Origin of the sequence: Oceanicaulis sp. MMSF_3324, assembly GCF_030733545.1 — a bacterium.
In the GTDB taxonomy this organism is placed as follows: Bacteria; Pseudomonadota; Alphaproteobacteria; order Caulobacterales; family Maricaulaceae; genus Oceanicaulis.
The window spans coordinates 51,368-73,144 of record NZ_JASHIU010000006.1 but is presented as its reverse complement, the minus strand read 5'-3'; the positions used below and the strand labels follow the sequence as shown (position 1 = coordinate 73,144).

At 62.6% G+C, this 21,777-nt stretch carries 20 protein-coding genes; 9 read left to right on the top strand and 11 right to left on the bottom strand.

Annotation, left to right across the window (positions count from 1 at the left end):
* Positions 1-108 precede the first annotated feature (108 nt).
* Together RBA95_RS07645 and trpE are read left to right on the top strand one after the other, a co-directional pair.
* Positions 109-2,016, top strand: coding sequence for a peptidylprolyl isomerase (locus RBA95_RS07645; protein ID WP_306016269.1), 1,908 nt, complete (start codon positions 109-111; stop codon positions 2,014-2,016).
* Positions 2,017-2,026: 10 nt separating this feature from the next.
* Positions 2,027-3,529: an anthranilate synthase component I gene (gene trpE / locus RBA95_RS07640; protein WP_306016268.1), complete on the top strand. Its 1,503-nt coding sequence runs from the start codon at positions 2,027-2,029 to the stop codon at positions 3,527-3,529.
* Here the strand turns inward: trpE and RBA95_RS07635 are convergent.
* Positions 3,526-4,491: a divergent polysaccharide deacetylase family protein gene (locus tag RBA95_RS07635; RefSeq protein ID WP_306016267.1), complete on the bottom strand. Its 966-nt coding sequence runs from the start codon at positions 4,489-4,491 to the stop codon at positions 3,526-3,528. The genes trpE and RBA95_RS07635 overlap by 4 nt on opposite strands.
* Before the next feature lie 92 nt (positions 4,492-4,583).
* Between RBA95_RS07635 and RBA95_RS07630 the strand changes: the two genes are divergently transcribed.
* From RBA95_RS07630 to RBA95_RS07610, 5 genes are all read left to right on the top strand, one after another.
* Positions 4,584-5,171 carry an aminodeoxychorismate/anthranilate synthase component II gene (locus RBA95_RS07630; RefSeq protein WP_306016266.1) on the top strand — a complete coding sequence of 196 codons (588 nt, stop codon included), beginning with the start codon at positions 4,584-4,586 and terminating at the stop codon, positions 5,169-5,171.
* Entirely contained in the window at positions 5,168-6,184 is a 1,017-nt protein-coding gene (gene trpD / locus RBA95_RS07625; protein ID WP_306016265.1) for an anthranilate phosphoribosyltransferase, read from the top strand. The genes RBA95_RS07630 and trpD overlap by 4 nt, the downstream gene beginning before the upstream one ends.
* A 20-nt stretch (positions 6,185-6,204) precedes the next feature.
* Positions 6,205-6,999 (top strand): indole-3-glycerol phosphate synthase TrpC, encoded by a 795-nt coding sequence (gene trpC, locus RBA95_RS07620; protein ID WP_306016264.1) that lies wholly within the window; start codon positions 6,205-6,207, stop codon positions 6,997-6,999.
* Positions 7,000-7,078: 79 nt separating this feature from the next.
* A complete protein-coding gene (gene lexA / locus RBA95_RS07615; RefSeq protein ID WP_306016263.1) occupies positions 7,079-7,762 on the top strand; it encodes a transcriptional repressor LexA in 684 nt (227 codons plus the stop codon).
* A 55-nt stretch (positions 7,763-7,817) separates the two neighbouring features.
* Positions 7,818-8,492 (top strand): 2-hydroxychromene-2-carboxylate isomerase, encoded by a 675-nt coding sequence (locus tag RBA95_RS07610; RefSeq protein ID WP_306016262.1) that lies wholly within the window; start codon positions 7,818-7,820, stop codon positions 8,490-8,492.
* 9 nt (positions 8,493-8,501) lie between these two features.
* Here RBA95_RS07610 and RBA95_RS07605 read toward each other — a convergent pair whose 3' ends face one another.
* A complete protein-coding gene (locus RBA95_RS07605) occupies positions 8,502-10,577 on the bottom strand; it encodes a ComEC/Rec2 family competence protein (RefSeq protein WP_306016261.1) in 2,076 nt (691 codons plus the stop codon).
* 151 nt (positions 10,578-10,728) lie between these two features.
* Here RBA95_RS07605 and gltX point away from each other — a divergent pair, with 151 nt between their 5' ends.
* The gene (gltX, locus tag RBA95_RS07600; protein ID WP_306016260.1) at positions 10,729-12,117 is read left to right on the top strand and encodes a glutamate--tRNA ligase; all 1,389 of its coding nucleotides are present in this window, start codon (positions 10,729-10,731) and stop codon (positions 12,115-12,117) included.
* A gap of 56 nt (positions 12,118-12,173) precedes the next feature.
* Complete coding sequence (gene gltA, locus RBA95_RS07595; RefSeq protein ID WP_306016259.1) at positions 12,174-13,478, top strand: citrate synthase; 1,305 nt, start codon at positions 12,174-12,176, stop codon at positions 13,476-13,478.
* A 67-nt stretch (positions 13,479-13,545) separates the two neighbouring features.
* On the opposite strand, the gene RBA95_RS07590 is transcribed toward gltA, so the two are convergent.
* From RBA95_RS07590 to bamA, 9 genes are all read right to left on the bottom strand, one after another.
* Complete coding sequence (locus RBA95_RS07590) at positions 13,546-13,776, bottom strand: helix-turn-helix transcriptional regulator (protein ID WP_306016258.1); 231 nt, start codon at positions 13,774-13,776, stop codon at positions 13,546-13,548.
* The gene (locus RBA95_RS07585; protein WP_306016257.1) at positions 13,769-14,329 is read right to left on the bottom strand and encodes a hypothetical protein; all 561 of its coding nucleotides are present in this window, start codon (positions 14,327-14,329) and stop codon (positions 13,769-13,771) included. Before RBA95_RS07585 ends, RBA95_RS07590 begins: the two co-directional genes overlap by 8 nt.
* A gap of 78 nt (positions 14,330-14,407) precedes the next feature.
* Positions 14,408-15,598, bottom strand: coding sequence for a lipid-A-disaccharide synthase (gene lpxB / locus RBA95_RS07580; RefSeq protein WP_306016256.1), 1,191 nt, complete (start codon positions 15,596-15,598; stop codon positions 14,408-14,410).
* Complete coding sequence (locus tag RBA95_RS07575) at positions 15,582-16,445, bottom strand: LpxI family protein (protein ID WP_306016255.1); 864 nt, start codon at positions 16,443-16,445, stop codon at positions 15,582-15,584. Before RBA95_RS07575 ends, lpxB begins: the two co-directional genes overlap by 17 nt.
* A gap of 3 nt (positions 16,446-16,448) precedes the next feature.
* Positions 16,449-17,240 carry an acyl-ACP--UDP-N-acetylglucosamine O-acyltransferase gene (gene lpxA, locus RBA95_RS07570; RefSeq protein ID WP_306016254.1) on the bottom strand — a complete coding sequence of 264 codons (792 nt, stop codon included), beginning with the start codon at positions 17,238-17,240 and terminating at the stop codon, positions 16,449-16,451.
* Between the two features lie 10 nt (positions 17,241-17,250).
* Positions 17,251-17,709 (bottom strand): 3-hydroxyacyl-ACP dehydratase FabZ, encoded by a 459-nt coding sequence (fabZ, locus tag RBA95_RS07565; protein WP_306016253.1) that lies wholly within the window; start codon positions 17,707-17,709, stop codon positions 17,251-17,253.
* A complete protein-coding gene (lpxD, locus tag RBA95_RS07560; protein WP_306016252.1) occupies positions 17,709-18,734 on the bottom strand; it encodes a UDP-3-O-(3-hydroxymyristoyl)glucosamine N-acyltransferase in 1,026 nt (341 codons plus the stop codon). Before lpxD ends, fabZ begins: the two co-directional genes overlap by 1 nt.
* Positions 18,735-18,746: 12 nt before the next feature.
* On the bottom strand, positions 18,747-19,355 hold the full coding sequence (locus RBA95_RS07555) for an OmpH family outer membrane protein (RefSeq protein ID WP_306016251.1): 609 nt from the start codon (positions 19,353-19,355) through the stop codon (positions 18,747-18,749).
* Positions 19,356-19,359: 4 nt separating this feature from the next.
* Entirely contained in the window at positions 19,360-21,765 is a 2,406-nt protein-coding gene (gene bamA, locus RBA95_RS07550; protein WP_306016250.1) for an outer membrane protein assembly factor BamA, read from the bottom strand.
* Between the last annotated feature and the right edge of the window lie 12 nt (positions 21,766-21,777).

Here is a 21,777-nt window from a genome sequence, read left to right as displayed (position 1 = left end):
CAGTGCAAGAAGACGGCTGCAACGCACTGGCCTGCTTGCCGCACAAGCCCCGCCCGGCTACGGTCCCGCCGCATATTCACCTGCCCATGGCCTGATCTGGAACGCTCAATGCTTTCGCTTATCCGCTCGCTCGCCCGTTCGCCCATCATTGGCGGCATGATCATCGCGCTGCTCATCGCTGCGTTCGCGCTGTGGGGAGTCAGTGACATCTTCGCCGGCGGCAACAACGCCGCGCTCGTTGTCGGCCCGAAAACGGTCAGCGCTTCGGAGGTGCAGCGCACCTATGAGCGGCAGTTGTTCCAGATCCAGCGCGACAACCCGCAAATCACCCGTGAGCAGGCCGACCAGATGGGGCTGGGTGATTCTGTCGTTCAACGACTGACGGCGGAAACCGCGGTCGACGCCAAGGCCGACCAGATGGGGCTGACAATCTCTGACGACACCCTGTTTGAGACTTTGCGCGCCATCCCCGCCTTCCAGAACCCGTTCACCAACGAGTTTGATCCGGGCACCTATGCCTCTGTTCTGCGCGAGAACGGTTATCGCAGCTCCATGGCGGAACGTCAGTTCGAAGCCGACATCACCAGTGAGTTGCGCCGTGGCCAGTTCGTCGCAGCGGCCCTGGGCGGCATCACAGCGCCTGACGTCTTCGCTGAGATTCGCAATGCGTATAACTCCGAGCGTCGCAGCCTGCGCGCGCTTTTCCTTCGCCCGGTGCTCGTCGAAACGCCCACAGCGCCCGACGACGAGACCCTGAGCGCCTTCCTTCAGGAAAACGCACAGATTTTCGAACGCCCCGAACAGCGCCGCCTGACCCTCATGCGCATCAGCCCGACCGATCTTCTGCGCGATGTCGAGGTCAGCGAAGAGGATCTTCAGTCGCTTTACGACTTCAAGCTGGAGAACGGCGAACTCGCCGATCCCGCCACCCGCTCGCTGACGCAATGGCCGGCCCCGGACCAGCAGGCCGCTGAAGCCGCCGCTGCACGCCTGACCTCAGGCGAAGCGCCTGCGGCGGTTGCGGCCGATCTGGACCTGGGCGAGGAAGTCGCTCTGGCCGACGTGGAAGCCTATCAGGTGCCGGACGCTCTTATTGCAGAGACGGTCTTCACCATGCAGGCCGGTGACATTGCAGCTGTTGAAAGCCAGCTGGGCTGGCGCGTTGTGCGCATCGACGCCGCCAATGACCCCGAAACGCCAACCTTTGCAGAAATCGAAGGCGACCTGCGCAGTGAGCTCGCAGCGGACACTGCGGAAGGCATGATGCTTGACGCGCTAGGCGTATTTGAGGAAGCGCGCGGCGATGGCGCGACGCTGGAAGACGCAGCCCTGCAATCGGGTCTGTTCGCCGAGCGCATCGATTTCGTCGGCGCCAACGGCTATTCCGCTGATCGCGAACCGGCCCTGACTCTGGTTCAGAACCCGGACATCCTGTCTACGGCGTTCTCGGCCCAGCAAGGCTATGCCACCGACCTTGAAAGCTATGGCGAGGATGGCGGTTACTTCGTTGTCCGCGTGGACGAGGTCGAGCCTGCGCGCCTTTATGAACTCGATGAGGTCCGTGAGGACGCCACGCGCTTCTGGATCATGCGTGAAACCGACAACCGGCTTCAGGACGTAGTCGACGATATTCAATCCCGTCTTGATGCGGGTGAAACGATCGACGCCATCGCCGAGTCCCTGGGTACCGGCGCCCGGATCGAATCCGCCGTGCTGGGCCGCGACGAGACCGCGGGCCCCTTCAACGCCCAGCTGGTCGCCCAGGCCTTCCGCCAGCCCGAGGGCGGCCGCTTCCTGTCGCGTGCGGACAACCAGACCACGCGGGCGCTGGTCATCGTCGATGACGTCATCGCCGCGCAGGGCGGTGTTGTCACAGACGCGCAGCGCGCTGAACTGACGAATGAGATGCGCGACGACGCCACCCAGATTGTCACCAGTGCGCTGATCAACGCCTATGAAGTGCGGCAGAACCAGGACCTGATCGATCAGGCACTGGGGCGCACCACCGCTCAGTAACAGGCGCGTCATGACCGCTTTCGCACCGGACCTTGAGACGGCGACAGAGCTGTGCGCGCAAGGCCAGACTGTCTTGCTGACCGCCACGCGTGTCGATGACCTGGAAACACCGGTTTCCGCCTATCTGAAACTGGCCTCCCACAACACCAACACCTTCCTTCTGGAAAGTGTCGAGGGGGGCGCGTTTCGCGGGCGGTATTCCGCCATCGGCCTGGATCCCGACCTCATCTGGCGGTGCCGCGGCGATCAGGCCGAAATCGCGACAGCGCCAGCTCCGGGAGTCGCGCCTGGGTCATTTGAACCCAGCGCGCTGCCGCCGCTGGACTCCCTGCGCTCCCTGATCGAAGAAAGCCGCCTCACCCTGCCCTCAGGCCTTCCGCCGATCGCCGCCGGTCTGTTTGGCTATCTGGGCTATGACACGATCCGTCAGGTCGAACGCCTGCCCAATCACGCTGCTGCGGATCCGCTCGACCTGCCTGAAGGGCAACTCCTGCGCCCGCGCGTGATGGTGGTGTTTGACGCCTTGCGTCAGGAAATCCTGGTGGCAGCGCCGATCCGGCCCCAAGAGGGCATGGATGCGGACCTGCAGGTCGATGCGGCCCGTCGCCGGATTGAAGCGGTCTTCGCCCGGCTGGATGCGCCCGCCCCTATCGCCGGCGCGCACATGCCCTGGTCCATTGAAGACCCGGTCAGCAATATGGAGCCTGAGCAGTACCGCCAGAATGTCGAGACAGCGAAAGACTATATTCGCGCTGGCGATATCTTCCAGGTGGTGCCCAGCCAACGGTTCTCCGCGCCCTACACGGCGCCGCCGCTTTCGCTCTATCGTTCGCTGCGCCGGACCAACCCCTCGCCCTTCCTGTATTTCTTCAACCTGCCCGGTTTCGCGATTGTCGGCTCCTCCCCGGAAATCCTGGTAAGGCTGCGCGATGACACCGTCACCGTGCGTCCCATCGCCGGCACCCGGCCGCGCGGCAATTCCGAAGAAGCCGATCAGGCCCATGAAGCCGATCTGCGCGCTGACCCCAAGGAGCGGGCCGAGCATCTGATGCTGCTGGATCTGGGGCGCAATGATGTGGGCCGGGTCGCCAAGGCGGGCACGGTGAAGGTCACCGAGCGCGAGATCATCGAGCGCTACAGCCATGTGATGCACATTGTCTCCAATGTGGAAGGCCAGCTGGGTGACGGCGAAGACGCCATCACCGCCCTGATGGCCGGTTTCCCGGCCGGCACGGTCTCGGGCGCGCCCAAAGTCCGGGCGATGGAAATCATTGACGAGCTGGAGCCGCACCGCCGCGGTATTTACGCCGGCGCCGTCGGCTATTTCGGCGCCAATGGCGATATGGACATGGCGATCGCCCTGCGCACCGCCATCGTCAAGGATGGCCGCATGCACGTGCAGGCCGGCGCAGGCGTGGTGCTCGATTCCGATCCGGAATCCGAACACCAGGAGACCGTGAACAAGGCCCGCGCCCTGTTCCGCGCCGCCGCCGAAGCCTGGCGCTTCGTCTAGCTATCGGCCTCGACAGGGTCAGATGCGTCCAATCCGCTGACCGTGACCAGCTCCACCCCCACCGCCTCGGCCCGGCGCGACAGATCCGCCAGGACCGAGAGCGTTTCCGGGCGCGGATGCCCGATTGCGATGGCCTGTCCGTTCTGAATCGCCAGGGCGAGCGCTCGGTTGAGCTGGTCACTGACCGCCGCTTCATCGCGCTCATGATCGAGAAACACATCACGTGTCAGCGCGCGGAGGCCAGCGCTCTGCGCCGAATGCGCGGCTTGCGACCGCGGATGGGTCAGGGAATCCACGAAGATCATGGATTCAGGCCATTGCGTCGCCGCGAAGACAGCATCCATGGCCCTCTGATCTGAGGTCAGACGGCTGCCCATATGGTTGTTGAAGCCGCTCGCCCCCGGCACCCGGGAAAACGCCCACCGGATGCGCGACGCCATTTCCTCCGCGCTCTGAAATTCGGTCAGCGCATAAGGACCGGGATCCTCCACACCCACAGGCTCCATTGGCAGATGCAGGAACACTTCACGTCCTGAGGCCAGCGCTTCAGCGGCCAGGGTCGGCGCCGCTTCCGCATAGGGCAGGATAGACAGGGTGACGGGCGCTTCGAGCGCCATGAGTTGACGCGCAACCTCCACATCGAGCCCCACATCATCAATGATGACAGCGAGTTGTGGACGGCGTTCCGTCAGAACGGGCCTGGATGTAGGCACATCCGCATCCGTCGGCGACGCAATGCCAGACAGGGTCGCAATGTCAGCGTCAATACGCTGTGTGGCGTCTACCCGTATAACACCGGGCCAGAACGCTGCAGCTTCGGCCTCGCCAAGGCCGGCCGCCTCCAGCGCAAGCGCGTCGGTTTGGGCAGTCTTCGCGCCCAGATTATAGGCGAGCGCCGCAACAAGCATGAAACCGGCGGCCAAAGCCGAGCCCAAGTGCGGCGCATATGAAGCAGTTCGCATCATTGGAACGTATTTACAGCGAGTCGCGGTTGGCGGCGCGCACGGGCTTGCTTAAGTTCCACAGCTCATTTCACGGATGCTGCGAGCCGCCCATGCTGTTGATCATCGACAATTATGACAGCTTCACCTTCAACCTGGTCCACTATGTTCAGGAATTGGGGGCGCCCACCCGCGTCATCCGCAATGACGCCATGAGCGCAGCCGACGCGCTGGCGCTGAACCCCAAGGGCGTTCTGATCAGCCCCGGACCGTGTGACCCGGACCGGGCGGGCATCTGCCTGGAGCTGATCAAGACCGCGCCACAGGATCTGCCGATCTTCGGCGTCTGCCTGGGCTTTCAGTCCATAGGCCAGGTGTTTGGCGGCAAGGTCGTGCAGGCCAAGGCGATTATGCACGGCAAGACCAGTCCGATCGACCATGATGGGACCGGCGTCTTTTCAGGTCTGCCCTCGCCTTACAACGCCACGCGCTATCACTCGCTGGCGGTGGATTTGCCCGAAGGCACCGAGCTAGTCGCCAACGCCCATACCGCCGATGGCGAGATCATGGGGCTGATGCACAAGACCCGTCCCATTCACGGCGTGCAGTTCCACCCCGAATCCATTGCGTCTGAACATGGCCACGCCCTGATCAGCAATTTCCTGCGCCTGGCGGGTCTTGAGTCGGAGCAAGCCGCATGAGCCGCATGCGTCCCGCCATCCAGTCCCTCTCCGAAGGGCGTGAGCCGGATGCGGCCGCGCTTGAGGACGCCTTTGACGCTTTGATGGAGGGGCAGGCCGATCCGGTCGAGATCGGCGGTTTCCTGCTCGCGCTCACCGCCCTGGGTGAAAGCCCTCAAGCCCTGATGATCGGCGCCCAGGCCATGCGGGCGCGCATGACACCGGTCAACGCGCCCCAGGGCGCGATCGATACCTGCGGCACCGGCGGGGATGCCCGTGGCACCTGGAACATTTCCACCGCCGCCGCCCTTGTCGCGGCAGGCGCCGGCGCTGTGGTCGCCAAGCACGGCAACAAGGCCGCATCCTCCAAATCCGGCTCTGCGGAAGTGCTGGAAAGCCTCGGCGTCAATCTGTTCGCGACGCCCGGGCAGGTTGAAACCGCACTTGCTGAAGCCAAGGTGGGCTTTCTGTTCGCGCAGGCCCATCATGGCGCTGTGCGTCATGTGGGTCCGGCCCGCAAAATTCTCGCCGTGCGCACCATATTCAATCTTCTGGGGCCGCTTTCAAACCCGGCGGGCGCGAAACGCCAGCTTCTGGGCGTGTTTGATCGCAAATGGCTTGTGCCCATGGCCGAAGCCCTGCGCGGCCTCGGCGCTGAAGCGGCCATGATCGTGCACGGCGAGGACGGGCTGGACGAGATCACCACCACCGGCGTCAGCCATGTGGCGGAACTACGCCCTGATGGCACGATCCAGGAATACGTGATCACGCCCGAAGACGCCGGCTTGATGCGCGCGGATCTTGATGACCTCAAGGGCGGCGAGCCTGAGGAAAACGCCCAGGCGATCCGTGATCTGCTCAAAGGGACTACGGGACCGTATCGCGATATCGTCCTTCTGAATGCGGCCGCGGCGCTCAAGCTTGCCGGCGTGGCGGACGATCTCAAAGCCGGGGCCGCGCTCGCCGCCGCCGCCATTGATGACGGACGCGCCCAATCCGCCCTCGATACCCTTGTCCGCGCCAGCAACGCCTGAGCCAGTCTGAAGAGTCCGCCATGAGCGATGTTCTAAACCGTATCGAAGCCTATAAGCGCGCCGACATCGCCGAGCGCAAAGCCCGCCTGCCCTATGAAGCGGTCAGTGAGCGGGCCAAGGACGCCAGCGCCGTGCGCGGCTTCAAGGCTGCGCTGGAACGCGACGCCGCACAGAACGGACTGGGCCTTATCGCCGAGGTCAAGAAAGCCAGCCCGTCCAAGGGGCTGATCCGCCCTGACTTTGATCCGCCCGTCCTGGCCACGGCCTATGAAGCCGGCGGCGCCAGCTGTCTGTCCGTACTGACCGACGAGCCCAGCTTCCAGGGGCATGACGACTATCTGGTCGCCGCGCGGGCCGCCGTCGAGCTGCCCGTCCTGCGCAAGGATTTCCTCTACGACCCTTGGCAAGTCGCCGAATCGCGCGCGCTGGGCGCGGACTGCATTCTGGTGATTCTCGCCAGCGTGGATGATTCCCTCGCTGCTGCGCTGATCGAGGAAGCGTTCAAATGGGGCATGGATGCGCTTGTGGAGGTTCATGACGCGGAAGAAATGAAGCGCGCCCTCGCCCTGCCCAGCCCGCTTGTGGGCGTGAACAATCGCAATTTGCGCACCTTCGAGACCAGCCTGGAAACCTTTGAAACCCTGAGCCCCATGGTGGGCGAAGACCGTGTTCTGGTCGCAGAAAGCGGCATTTTCACCCGTGACGACGCCGTGCGTTTGCAAGAGGCTGGCGCCAAGGCCCTGCTGGTGGGCGAAAGCCTCATGCGGCAACAGGATGTAACGGCGGCGACGCAGACGCTGATGGGTCGGGATTAGCGCCGCGCCTTCACTTGACGTTAAGATGGAACATGCATAGAACACTTACAGAGTTTCTATTTTGTTCCAAGAGGCGATCATGCTGACCAAAAAGCAGCACGAGCTTTTGCTCTACATCAACAAACGTCTGTCCGAAGACGGTGTATCGCCTTCCTTTGACGAAATGAAAGAGGCGCTGAACCTCGCCTCCAAATCCGGGGTACACCGGCTGGTGTCCGCGCTTGAAGAGCGCGGTTTCATCCGCCGCCTCGCCCATCGCGCCCGTGCGCTTGAGGTGCTCAAGCTGCCTTCAGGGGGTTCAGACGCCCAGACCCCGGCCTCACGCACCAATGTGGTCAGCGCTGATTTCGGCTCCAGCGTCTCTGAAGAGCGTAGCCACGGCGTGGAAGTGCCCGTTCTGGGCCGCATCGCCGCCGGTGTGCCGATCGAGGCGATCCAGCATGAAACCGACCGTATGCCGGTTCCAGCCGACATGATTTCAGGCGGCGAACACTTCGCGCTGGAAGTGCATGGTGATTCCATGATCGAGGCCGGCATTCTCGATGGCGATCTGGTGATCATCAAACGCGGCGACACCGCCAATACCGGCGACATTGTCGTGGCCCTTGTCCATGACGAGGAAGCGACCTTGAAAAAGCTGCGCAAGAAGGGCGGCTCCATCGCCCTTGAAGCTGCAAACCCCGCCTATGAAACCCGGATCTTCGGCCCGAACGAGGTCAAGGTTCAGGGTCGGCTGGTCGGTCTGATCCGGCGCTATCACTAGGCGTCGGGAGTGAGGCACGATAGTCTGGCGACCTGCATCCAAGGACGCCAGGCCCATGACTGATACCGCCGATCTGAGCTTTGACCTGTATTGGTCGTTTCGCAGCCCCTACAGCTACATCGCCGCACAGCGCCTGCTTGAGCTGCGCAAACGATACGCCTTCGATGTGAAGGTGCACATCGTGCGCCCCCTGGCGGTCAGAAGCCCGCAATTCTTTGAAGAGCGCGACCCGCGCTGGATCCATTACGTCCTGATTGATGTGGCGCGGGAAGCGGAACGGCTTGGCCTGCCCATCGCGGCGCCCAATCCGGACCCGATCATTCAGGACCTCAACACCCTCAAGATCGCATCGGATCAGCCGCGCATCGCCTATCTCAATCGCTTGGGCGTGCTCGCTTGCGAGGCCGGGGATGGGCTCGCCTATATCGCCGCCGCCAGCCGCCGCATCTGGGGCGGCTCCGCCGCCGGCCATGGCTCGCCGTGGACCGAAGACGGCGCGCTCGACGACGCAGCGCACGCGGCGAATCTTGACCCGGACTGGCTCAACACAGAGTCCGACGCTCAAGCTGATCGCATTGACGCCGTCATTGTCGAAAATGAAGCCAATCAGGATGCGGCCGGTCATTGGGGCGTGCCCTTGATGGTGTTTCAGGGCGAACCCTTCTTCGGTCAGGACCGCATCGAAGCCTTGCTCTGGCGCATGGAAAAGAACGGGCTGAAAGCACGCTAGTCGAGCGCCTCAGGTTTCGGCCCCGCCGCCCCAGAGCCGATTACGGCGCAAGGCTTGCGCACTGCGGACACGCACCACCTGTCCGTTCTGGACCCAGAACTCGGCCCCACCCAACTCGGCCCTGGCGACGTCATCCAGAACAAGCGCCCGGCACCGGCGTTTTCGCCAGGCAGACACCTCTCCGTCGAACACGATCAGGTCTGCGTACTGACAATCGTCTTCCAACGCCTGCGCGGCCCCTGTCACGGCCAGAACCAGACCGTCAGCCGTGCGTCCGGTGCAGCCTAGGCTATCGCAGGACAAGGCCGCGCGCTCCGGCGTGGCGCTGATGCCGACACGTTGCAGAAACACCCGAGCGTCAAACCGTCCACGTCGACGATCCGTCACGCTGTATGTCTCTTCGTCCTGAAACCGCGCCAGCACCACGCCGCCATCGCTGATCATCATCTGGGGCGGACTCTGGACCATGAAGAGAGCCATCGCCGCCATGATCAGCACGGCGCCAGACACCCGCATCCAGCCCAAACCGATCACCAGAAACGCAAAGCCCAGACCATAGAGCGCGACCAGAGCGGGATCGGCGGCTGACGCGCCGACGACCGCGCCCTCAAGCGACGACGCCCAATGGGCGATATCCATGACCCGACGCAAGCCGTGATCCATGATCCAGAGAAACGGTCGCTCCAGCCTGATGACAGAGGCGAGCAAAGCGGCGCCGCCCGCCGGCATCACCCAGAACGTAAATACAGGCATGGCCAGCAGATTGGCGATCAGTCCATACGCCGCCATACGCTGGAAATGAAAGATGGCGAAGGCGCCGGTCGCCGCCCCGGCTATGAGCGAGGTTGCGCTCAACCCTGCGAACGCGTCCGTGAGCTTGCTAAACACGGTTCGCGTCCCCGACGGTTCAGGGCGCCAGCGCTTGTACGCCTCGAAGCTGGCGATCAAGGCGGCCACCGCCGAGAAGCTCATCTGGAAGCCCGGCTCAATCACGCTTTCAGGGGCGATGAGCAGGATGAGCATCGCCGCCAGCGCCAGCGACCGCATGGAGAACGCCTGACGGTCAAACAGAACGCCCATCAGGACCACAAAGGCCATGATGTAAGCGCGTTGGGTCGACACCGCGGCCCCGGACAGCACCAGATAGAGGCTGGCTGCCATGAGGGCGCCGATTGCAGCGGGTTTTCGCGGATCATGGGCGCGCGCCCAGGGCTCCCAAAGGGCGAATCCCAAACGGATTACCCAATAGGCGCCGCCAGCAAACAGCGCCATGTGCAGACCGGAAATCGCCAGAATATGCCCCAGACCGGACAGGCGCAGCGCCTCGGCGTCTTCATGGCTGACCCGGGCCCGCTCCCCGGTCAGCAAGGCGGCTGCAATCGCGCCTGTCCGCTCGCCGGTTTGCGCCTGCAACCGCTCTGATAATCGCCAGCGAAATCGCGCCAGCGCCAGACTGAGCGGGGGCGATGCATCGACCTGCGCCGCGTTCAGATCGGATATGGCGTAACCGGTCAGCCCGATCCGGTCGAACCAGGCCGCTCTTGCAGGATCATATCCCCCCGCGGCGACGGGTGCAGAAGGAGGCGACAGACGTGCGCGCACCTCGATTGCGTCGCCCGGCTCGAATTCCGCGAGCTTGGCTCGAATGCGGATGCGATGCGGCGGCGTATCCGTGTGATCCAGCGTGTGAACCCGGATCAGCAGGCGCGCCCGCCCATCCAGCCGCTCCACACGTTCGATCCAACCTGTGAGCTGAGCGCTGCGCTCAAAGTCAAAGGCCGGCAAATCCGGAGAACCCAGGCTGTGGGCGCGCTCGCGCGCCAGCGAAAATCCTACGGACAGGCAGAACACCAGGACGAGCGCGTAAAGCGCGAGAGCGCCACGATTAATCCCCCAACATAGTGAAGCCAGACAGAGAAGACCGAGGCTCGCATAAAAAGGCAAAGGGCCCGGCTCATTCGGCCAGGAAAAATAGGCCGCCGCCCCGGCCGCCATCGCGACCGGCGCCCAAAGGATCAGGCGGTACGGGTCCGGCGCGGTGACAGACAATGTCCCGCCCAACCCGGCCGTCAGGGCGCGGTGCAAGGCCGGGTATTCCCCTGATGATGGAAACTTTAGCCATTTCACACCTTCATCATGGCGCGAACATCAGGCGGAGGCTATGACGGAGGCGGTTTGGCGTGCTAAGGAGCACTCCCCTTCGCACTGCAGCATGAATTCGCAATTGCAAGACACCATGAAAATCATCACGCGCTTCGCGCCCTCACCGACCGGATATCTGCATATCGGCGGCGCGCGCACGGCGCTTTTCAACGCCCTGTTCGCCCAGGCGAATGGCGGTGAATTCAAGCTCCGTATCGAGGATACGGACCGCGCCCGGTCCACAGACGAAACCGTTCAGGCCATTCTGGACGGGCTGAGCTGGCTGGGTCTGAAATGGGATGGCGAGGCCGTGTCCCAGTTCGCGCGCGCAGACCGCCATCGCGAAGTCGTGGACGCCCTGATCGAGAAAGGCGCAGCCTTTCGGTGTTATTGCACGGCGGAAGAAACCGAGGCGCTGCGCGAGCAAGCCTTTGCCGAGGGACGCGCCCTGCGCTCTCCCTGGCGCGATCGCGACGCCTCAGAAGCGCCTGACGCACCCTTTGTTGTCCGTTTCCGGGCAGCTGACAGCGACACCGTGATCGACGACGCCGTTCAGGGGCCGGTCCGCTGGGGCGCGAAAGAGTTTGACGACCTTGTCCTTCTGCGCGGTGACGGCAACCCCACCTACAATCTCGCCGTGGTGGTCGATGACCATGATATGGGCGTCACCCACATCATTCGCGGTGATGATCACCTGACCAATGCCGGTCGCCAGACGCAGATCTATCAGGCCATGGGCTGGGATATCCCGGTCTTCGCCCATATCCCGCTCATTCATGGTCCGGATGGCAAGAAGCTGTCCAAACGCCATGGCGCGCTCGGCGTGGAAGCCTATCGGGACATGGGCTATCTGCCTGAAGGCCTGCGCAATTATCTGCTGCGTCTGGGCTGGGCCAAGGGCGATCAGGAATACTTCACCGACGCCGAAATGGCCGCCGCATTCGACCTCAAAGGTCTGGGCAAGGCGCCGGCGCGGCTCGATTTCGACAAGATGTCGAGCATCAACGCCTGGCACATGAAGCGCGCCGAGGATGCGCGCCTGACCGAACTGCTCTGGGATCGACTGGAAGGCCGCGACGATGTGCGGCTTGATGATCAGGCGAAAGTCTGGGTTTCTTCGGCTATGAAAGTGCTGAAAGAACGCGCAGCGACCCTCGCAGACCTGGAGGATCAAACCTATTTCCTTGTTCGTCCGCGCCCGATCGAAGTGACGGGCAAGGCGGCCAAGGCGCTCAAAGATGACGCCAAGGCCCGTCTGTCGCGTCTTGCGGACGTACTAAGGGATACGCCGGACTGGACCGAGGCGGCTTTGGGCGATGTGCTTAACGCTTTCGCAGAAGCTGAAGAGGTTGGCTTCGGCAAGGTGGGTCAACCGCTTCGAGCGGCCCTCACCGGCGGCGCGCCAGCGCCGGATATGAGTTTCGTACTAGCGGTTCTGGGACGCGATGAAGTTCTGGATCGGCTCAATGACGTGATGGACTAGGTCGCGCCCCTACTCAGACCGCGTCCGTCATGACCCACAGAAAAGGGGTTGGAGATATGGAAAACAAGATTCAACCGAAAGGTTCCGCGCAGCTGTCGATTAACGGCGAGACCTATGACCTGCCTGTGTATGGCGGTTCGCTGGGTCCGGACGTGGTCGATATCCGCGCGCTTTACAAGAATGCGGGCGTTTTCACCTTTGACCCCGGTTTCACCTCCACCGCGTCCTGCGAAAGCCAGATCACCTATATCGATGGTGATGAAGGCACGCTGCTGTATCGCGGCTATCCGATCGACCAGCTGGCGGACAATGCCAGCTTCATCGAAGTGGCCTACCTGCTGCAGAACGGTGAACTGCCGAACGCCAAGGAACTGGAAGAGTTTGACTGGACGATCCGTCGTCACACCATGCTGCACGACCAGTTCGACCAGTTCTTCCGGGGTTTCCGTCGTGACGCCCACCCGATGGCCATCATGGTCGGCACGGTCGGCGCACTGTCCGCCTTCTATCACGACTCCACCGATGTGAACGATCCGCAGGCCCGCCTGATCGCGTCGCACCGCATGATCGCGAAGATGCCGACCATCGCGGCGCGCGCCTACAAGTATCACATCGGTCAGCCCTTCGTGACGCCGCAGAACGATCTCGACTATGCGTCGAACTTCCTGCAGATGTGCTTTGCTGTCCCGGCCGAGAAATACGAGGTGTCCCCGACCCTCGCCCGCGCCATGGACAAGATCTTCACCCTGCACGCCGACCACGAACAGAACGCCTCGACCTCGACCGTCCGTCTGGCCGGTTCGTCGGGCGCCAACCCGTTCGCCTGCATCGCGGCCGGCATCGCCTCGCTGTGGGGCCCGGCGCATGGCGGCGCCAACGAAGCCGCCCTCAACATGCTGCGTGAGATCGGTTCGGTGGACAAAATCCCCGAATACGTCGCGAAAGCCAAAGACAAGAACGATCCGTTCCGTCTGATGGGCTTCGGTCACCGCGTGTACAAGAACTATGACCCGCGCGCCAAGGTGATGCGTGAGACCTGCCATGCCGTGCTCGACGAGCTGGGCGTGCGTGATGATCCGCTGCTCGCCGTGGCCATGGAACTTGAGAAGATCGCGCTCGAGGACGAGTACTTCGTCGAAAAGAAGCTCTATCCGAACATCGACTTCTATTCGGGCATCACCCTGAAGGCGATGGGTTTCCCGACCGAGATGTTCACCGTGCTGTTCGCCTTGGCCCGCACTGTGGGCTGGATCGCGCAATGGTCGGAAATGATCGAGGATCCGAGCCAGAAAATCGGCCGTCCGCGTCAAGCCTTCACCGGCGCGACCGCACGCGACTTTGTCTCGATCGACAAGCGCTAGGCTTCATATTTCAAGCCAAAAAGAACCGGCGAAGCAATTGCTTCGCCGGTTTTTCTATATCTGGACATCAAGCTTGAAGCGCCCCGAACCCTTCTCTCGAAAACAGGGCGTCGAGTCCCACGCCCAGTGTTTCCGATAGGCGCAACGCCACCTCGATTGTGGGGTTGAACTGCCCGCGTTCTATGGCGCCGATCGTCTGGGGGTGGACCTGAATTTTCGCTGCCAGCTCTTGTCGGGAGAGTCCGCGATCGACGCGATAAGTCTTCACCCGGTTCTGGAAATTGACAGGCTCAGGCATGGCTGTCCTCGTCATCGGCCATCCCGTCAAAATCAAAATCCGATGGGCGCAGCGCCCAGGCCAGGATCATCTGAGGGCCGGACATCACGAACGCGATGCCCCCTAGACCAGCCGCCAGCATGTAGGCGGGGGGCAGCGGGCTTACGCCAATGGCCGTCAGAAGGACGAGCACGATCATGGCCAGCTTCAATCCCCGACGGGTCGCCATGTTCACAAGTCCTTGCTGGCGCTCATCATACGGTTCATCAGGCAAGGCGAACGCCGGACGGCTCGCCAGAAACAGGTTGCGGTCCAGGCGCATCGCCAGAAAGACGGCGATGAACAATATTGGCGTCAGCCCCGTCACCGGCGCCGTCAGGCGCTCCCCTCGTGTCAGGACACCGGCAACGCCATCCAGAACCACGCCAAGCGTTACAATTAGGACTAGGAACAGCGCGGTGACACAGATCACCAGCCCACGCCGCTTGGCTTGGCTGGACCACGCCTTGGCCTTTTGCGGATCATCATCCGCATCAGCGATATGAAACGCATGCAACGGGCCTCGAACAGTCATTGAATCCTCCATCATTCGCTACGTAAAATAGCACATATGCTACATTACGCAATGTGATGGGCTGCTCAGGCTTTCGGCTCAGGATGAAATGAGTTGGAGAACGGCTTGCGCGGCGTTCGCAGACGGTGAGCCGCCCTCACCGCGCATATGATCTGTGACCGCTTTCAAACGCGCAGACACTTCGGCACGGCGTTCCGGATCATCCAGCAAGGCGGCAACGCTGTGAGCCAGCCGATCGCCGCGACACTGGGTCTGGACATGTTCCGGAATCAGCATCTCGTCAGCCGCAATATTGGCGAGCGAGATATATTTCGACTTCATGAGGAAAAACCGCGCCGCCGCCCAGGCCAGCCAGCCCAGCCTGTAGGCTGCAACTGTGGGCACGCCCAGCCGGGCTAGTTCCAGCGTAACCGTGCCCGAGCAGGCCAGCGCCGCATCGGCGGCGTGAAACGCATCGCGACGCTCATCACTGTCGACCACAATGAGATCATCCAGAGCGGGTTCAAGCGCAATCATCTCGCGCGCCTGCTCGGCGATGGATGAGGCCAGGGGCGTGACGAGTTTCAGCCCTGGACGGTCCGACTTCAAACGCTTTACCGCATCGGCAAAGCGCGGGAAGAGGCGTGTCAGCTCGGATTTGCGGCTGCCGAACAGGATGAGCAGAAGCTGATCAGATGGATCCACACCATGCCGCGCGCGAAAGCCTAGGCCATCCCCGCTCAGATCCCGCTCCAGCGCCGGATTGCCGACAAAGGTCACATCCATGCCATGCTCGGTGAAATACGGAGCGTCAAAAGGATGGATCGCCAGCAAATGGTCAAACGTGTCCGCCGCCACCTTGGCGCGCTCGCGCCGAGCGGCGAAGACCTGCGGGGCGACATACTTGATCAACGGCGTATCCGGCAGCGCGTCACGCAGCTTCCAGGCCGCCCGCAACATGAAGCCCCAGGAATCGATCAGCACCACCGCATCGGCCTCGAACGCCTGGGCCGCGTCTGCCGTCTCTTGCGCCCGCTGATGAACGAGATTGATGATCTTGAGGCCATCAAACAGGCCGAAAACCGATAATTCGGAAATATCAAATGGCGAGATGGCGCCGCGTTTGGCCATTTCGGGCCCGCCCACACCGGCGACTTCCACATCTGGTCGCTGTGCGCGCAGCGCATCGATCAGATCCGCCGCCAAGGCGTCCCCGGACGGTTCCGCCGCAACCAGAAACAGGCGCGGCGGGCGGGTCAACTTTCCCGTCGTATCAGTTGCCGGGCTCATGCGACTGTCCGTCCATATCTATCGCCCAGACCGCGAGGCCTGCCGCGTCTGCGGCTTGTCCGACCGCCTCACGTCCCAGTACCATCGCGCCGCCCGCCGGTATGACAATGCCGGCAAGCCCGGCCCTGGCTGCACCAGTGACGGTTGAGACGCCAATCACAGGCAAATCGATCCGGCGCTCCTGACCGGGCTTGGGGCGTTTTGCGAGCACGCCGCAGCGATCCAGTTCATCGCCGCGCAGCTCGGCAGGCAGACCGGCGACACGCGCCAGCATCTGATCAGTGCCTTCCTGGGCTTCGACCGCCAGCACCAGGCCCTTGCAGACCACAGCGCCCTGACCAATGTCCTCCGCGCCTGTCACGCCGGCGATATGGAGCGCCTTCAAGGCGTCGGCCTGGGTCGCCGCATCAGGAGAGACAGAACCGATCAGCCCGGGGTCAACAAGCAGCTCGTCAGCGATGTCATTGGCGCCAATCACCGTGAAGCCTTCTTTTTCAAAGAAGCCCACGATCGCGCGCAACAAGGCGTCGTCGCCCCGCGCCGCTGCGGACAAGGCCTGAGGCAGGAAGGCCATGCCCTTGAGATCCGGTTTGAGCGCCGAAAAGTCCGGCCGAGTCACAATGCCGGCAAAGCAGACCGCGTCACAATCCGCCTGGCGCAGATCCTTCACGACCTGTCCCAGCTGCGCGATGCCGCGAATGATCGGGCTGTCATAGCGGGTGGGGTCGGCAAAACCCTTCAGGGCGATCACGCAGGCCAGACGATCGCCCGCCTCCGCCGCCTGAGCGACATAGATAGGCAGGTCGCCCCCGCCAGCGATCAGCCCCAGACGTTCGTACGCGGCCACAATCTAGCGCCCTTCCGGCGAACACAGCGGACGTTTGGCCGGCGTCCGGATGAAGTCGACGATATCCATCACCTCAGGCCGGTTCTCGAACAGGCGCGCCGCATCCTCGACCCGTTCATGGAACGCGCCTTCATTGGCGAAGACCAGCCGATAGGCCGCACGCAAATCGTGAATGGCGTCTCGTGAAAAGCCGCGGCGCTTGAGCCCCACCAGGTTGAGCCCGGCCAGGGCGCCCAGATTGTCCACCATGCCATAAGGAATGACATCGCCCGTAACAGGCGCGCCGCCGCCGATGAAGGCGTATTTGCCAATCCGGCATTGCTGGTGCAGCGCGGACAGGCCGCCCATGATCACGTAATCAGCGACCGAGGAATCCCCGCCCAGCGTGGCGTTGTTAGCGAACACGACATGGTCGCCCACGGTACAGTCATGGGCGACGTGCGCCCCCACCATGAAGAAGTTATTCGATCCCACCCGGGTGACGCCTTTCGCGCCCTCGGTGCCCATATGCATGGTCACGTGTTCACGCAGCGTATTGTTGTCGCCGATGATCAGGCGCACATCTCCGCCCTTGAACTTGAAATCCTGAGGCGCTTCGCCCAGGGCGACGAAGGGATGGATCTTGCAGTCCGCGCCAAGCTCGAGATTGCCGTTCAGCGTGACGTGAGAACTCAGGGCCGTGCGATCGCCGACCTGAACATTCGGACCGACAATACAGTAGGGACCAATCTGGACCCCCTCGCCCAGACGGGCGCTGTCGTCCACGATCGCGGTCGGGTGAATGGTCGTGGTCATGATGGCTCCCTCAGGCTTCGCGCGGCGCCGAAGTGGCCGAGAAGGTCGCATCCGCGCACCGTACGCCATTCACGCGCGCTTCGCCCTTGAACTTGAAAACGCCGCGACGGTTCGCAGTCACTTCAACCGGCATTTCCAGCACGTCTCCGGGACGAACGGGACGACGGAACTTCGCCATCTCGACACCCATGAAATAGATCAGCGTGTTGGAGATGTCCGCATCCAGCGTCTTGGACATCAAGATAGCCCCGGTTTGCGCCAGCGCTTCGATGATCAGCACCCCCGGCATCACCGGATTTTCAGGAAAATGGCCCTGAAAATGTGGTTCGGCCGCGGACACGCACTTGAACCCGACAATGGACTCGCCCGGCACATAGCTTTCAGCGCGATCCACCAGCAAGAAGGGATAGCGGTGCGGCAGACGGCGCAATATCTCATCCGGCCCGATCGCGGTGTTGGTCTCGCTCATCACTCTTCCTTCTTGCGCTCGGGTTTGGACTTGCGGCTGACGGAGCGGCGCAGCCAGGCCGTCTCGCGCATGAAGCTCTGGATGGGTTGAGCAGGCGAGCCCGCCCAGGTTTCCCCAGCCGGTACGTCCTTCATGACGGCGGCGTCCGCCGCCAGCCTCGCGCCCTCACCGATCTTCAAATGGTCGGCCACCCCGACACGACCGCCGAACTGGGCGCCGGCGCCGATGACAGTGCTGCCGGAAATGCCCGCAAAGGCCGCCATGACCGCATAGGGGCCGACATCCACATTGTGCGCGATATGGCACAGGTTATCGATGCGAGCGCCCTTGCCGATCCGGGTGTCCTTGAGCATGCCGCGATCCACGGTCGCGTTCGCCCCCAGGGTCGCTTCATCTTCTATGATGACGCGGCCCAGATGCGGCAGGGTAAAGACTTCCCCGTTTTCATAGGCCAGCCCGAACCCGGCCTCGCCCACAACCGCCCCGGCAGAAATCTCGCAGTTCGCGCCAATGATCGCGCATTGGACATTGGCGCGCACGCCAATCCGGGTTCGCGCGCCGATGACCACGCCCGGACCGATAATGGCGCCCGATTCAATGCGGGCGCCCTCACCGATTTCCGCATCAGGTCCAATGATGACGCCTGGCGCCAGCCGAGCACTGTCCGCAATGGTCGCACTCTCATGGATGAAATCCGGACCGTCATGGAACCGGCTGGCCAGCAGTCGCGCCGCGGCCTTGGCGAACCCTGCGCGGGTTACGCGATGGACAAGCACAGCCTGGCAATGCGGCAGGAAATCCGCCCAGCTGGCGTCGGGGACGATGGCGATACCGGCCTTGGGCGGTGTCTGAGGCGGGGTTTTGCCCGCCAGAAACATCAGGTCGCCCTGACGCGCCTCGTCCGGAGTCGCCACGTCCAAAACAGCGACATCGCCGTCGCCTATCAGATCAGATCCGATAAGCGCGGCGATGTCGGAAGCCTTGAGCGGACCGAGGCGCTCAAAAAATCGCGGGTCGGCCCCCATGGCTGTTCACCCTTACTGCTGCTGTTGTTGAGCAGCTTGGGCGGGAACGCGAACACGGTTCACCGGCGTGGTGGTGATACGCTGGTTCAGACGTTCGATGGCGGTGTCCGTGATATCAACGGATTCCCGTGCGTAAACGATGGTGGAGCGGTCAACCAGCACGTCCGCATTGCGCTCGTTGACGATCTCCTGGAGCACTTCCTGAAGCACGGGCAGAACCGGGCGCATGGCCTGCTGTTCGGTCGCAGCCAGCTCCTGACCGCGCAAACGACGGGTCTGCTCGAAGGTCGAGGCATCACGCTGAAGCGCTTCATAGCGCGACGCCAGATCCGGACGTTGACGGATCGCGTCTTCCGACAGGGCGGACAATTCAGCGTTCAGCGCTTCGCTTTCGGACTGGATCGCTTCTTGTTGCGGCTGCAGCTCAGCCTGGATTTCAGTCCCGATGGCTTCAAGGCGCGAAGCGATGTGTTGGCCTACTGCGCTCTCGCGCAGGATGCGTTGCTCGTTCATCACCAGAACGCTCTGGGCGAAGCTCGCGGCGCTGAAGCCGATGCTCAGCACCAGGGCGGCTGAGAGCATGCGCAGCGGGCGCATGGCGGCGAAAATCTGACGTTTCATGAGTCTAGAACCCCGTTCGAGTGCTAAAGCGGAAGAACGCCCCTTGGTCGTAATCTTCCTTGATAAAGGCATGCGCCAGGTCAAAGCGCACAGGGCCGAAGGGAGAATCCCAGAAGATGCTCATCCCGGCCGAAGCGCGAAGCGCAAGGTCGTCAACAGTGTAGATTGCAGATGCCGTGCCATCATCGGCGATCTGGTCGTCGTCAGGCAGCAGCCCCACCGTGCCAAACTCCGTAAACAGGCTGCCCCGGATGCCATACTGTTCCGGCAGGCCCAGCGGGAAGCCCATTTCGAAAGCGCCGATGGCGTAAAAATTCCCGCCCAGGGCATCGCCCGAGATGAATTCATCGCCATCCTCCAGCGGCGTTTCACGACGCTGGACGACGCGCGGACCAATGCCCGCCGTCTCGAAGCCGCGGAACGAATTACCACCCTTGAAGAAGCGGTCGTTGATCCGGGCCGTGTCTCCGCCCCAGGAGAACAGATAGCCGGCAGAGCCGGTGGCGCTGAAGACCAGACGGTCGCGCCAGACACTGCGGTAGATCCCGCCCTGCAGCTCTGAGCGCACATAGCGCACATCACCACCAAGCCCGGCGAAATCCTGATTGAAGCTCAGCTGGAAGCCACGGGTCGGCTCTCGATAGTCATCCGTCCGGTTCCAGCGCAGCGAATACCCCATCAGCGAGGTGATCCGCGAGCCAGAGGCGCGTTGGATGGATTCCGACACACCGCCGAAGGTCTGCACATTATCGGTCCGCAAGGTGTAGTTCACGCCCGCCTGGACGGCCCGCGTGAGCGGGAAACCGGCCCGCAAGGTGAAACCGGTGGATTCGGTTTCGAAAGAGGCCTCACGAGAGAAGTCGGAGCGAACCCGGAAGAGGTCAAAACCGGCCGCCAGGTTGCGGTCCAGAAAGCGCGGTTCGGTGAACCGGATATCGATCTGTTGCTGGCGTGAACTGGTGGAGACCCGCAGACGCAGAAACTGGCCTCGTCCCCGCAGATTGCGTTCGGAGATCGAGAAATCGACCAGGAACGAATCCGTGGACGAGAAACCGGCGCCGAAAGCCAGTTCACCCGTGGGTTGCTCAGTCACACGCACCTGGACCTGCGCACGATCAGGCGCACTGCCCTGGATCGGATCAACTTCGACATCCTCGAAGAAGCCCAGCTGACCGACACGCGAACGCGAGATATTCACCAGCGCCTGGTTGAAGGCGTCGCCTTCCACCAGATCAAGCTCACGACGAATGACGCGATCAAGCGTACGCGTATTCCCGATGATATCGATACGTTCGATATAAACGCGCGGGCTTTCCTCGATCACGAAGGTGATATCGACCGTCTGGTCTTCCCGGTTCAGCTCCACGCGCGGGCTGACATCCACAAAGGCGTAACCGGATGCGCCAGCGGCGAAGGTCAGGGAGTCCGTCGCGTCTTCGATCAGACTGCCCACATAGAGCCGTCCCGGCTGGGTCGGAAGCGCAGCTTCGAGATAATCGGTGTTCAGGTCAGAGATCTCGGTTTCAACTTCAATCTCACCGAAATTGTAGCGCTCGCCCTCATCCATGGTGAAGGTGACATAGAATTCGGATTGGTCGGGCGCGAGTTCCGCGGACACGGACGTCACGCGGAAGTCGGCAAAGCCGCGATCGTTGTAGAAGGTCCGCAATTGCTCACGGTCATACTCGATCCGGTCGGGATCATAGTTGTCATTGGAGCTGAAGAACTTCCACCAACGTGCTTCGGTCGTAACGATTTCGCCACGCAGACGGCGGTCCGAATAGGCTTCGTTGCCCACAAAGGAAATCCGCTCGACACCCGTGACCGGGCCTTCGGAAATCTCGAACACCAGATCGACGCGATTCTGAGGCAGCTCAACGATCTGCGGGGTCACCTGGGCGGCGAACCGGCCCGAACGGCGATACACTTCCAGAATGCGCTGCACATCAGACTGCACTCGCGAGCGCGTAAAGATGGCGCGCGCCTGAAGTTCGATCTCGTCGGTGATCTTGTCGTCGCCAATGGCGCGATTGCCCTCGAGAATCACCCGGTTCACGATCGGGTTCTCTTCCACATAAAGCACCATGGAAGAGCCATCGATCGCCACGCGGACATCGGAGAACAGGTTCGTGCTGTAAAGGGTCTGGATCGACAGGTTGATCAGGCGCGAGTTGGGCAGATCGCCCGGCTGAATGAGCAGGTAGGACAGGATGGTGTCCGCCTCGACCCGTTCATTGCCTTCCACAACGATCTGAAGGACCGGCTGCTGGCGAACCTCCTGTGCGGATTCAGACGGAACCGCCTGAATCTCCGGCTGAGGTTGGTTAACTCCCTCATCCTGCGCAAGGCTCGCCCCCGCGCAGAGCACACTCAGGAGCGCTGCCGCCAATCCCTTGAAGATCACATTCATGAAAGGCCCTCG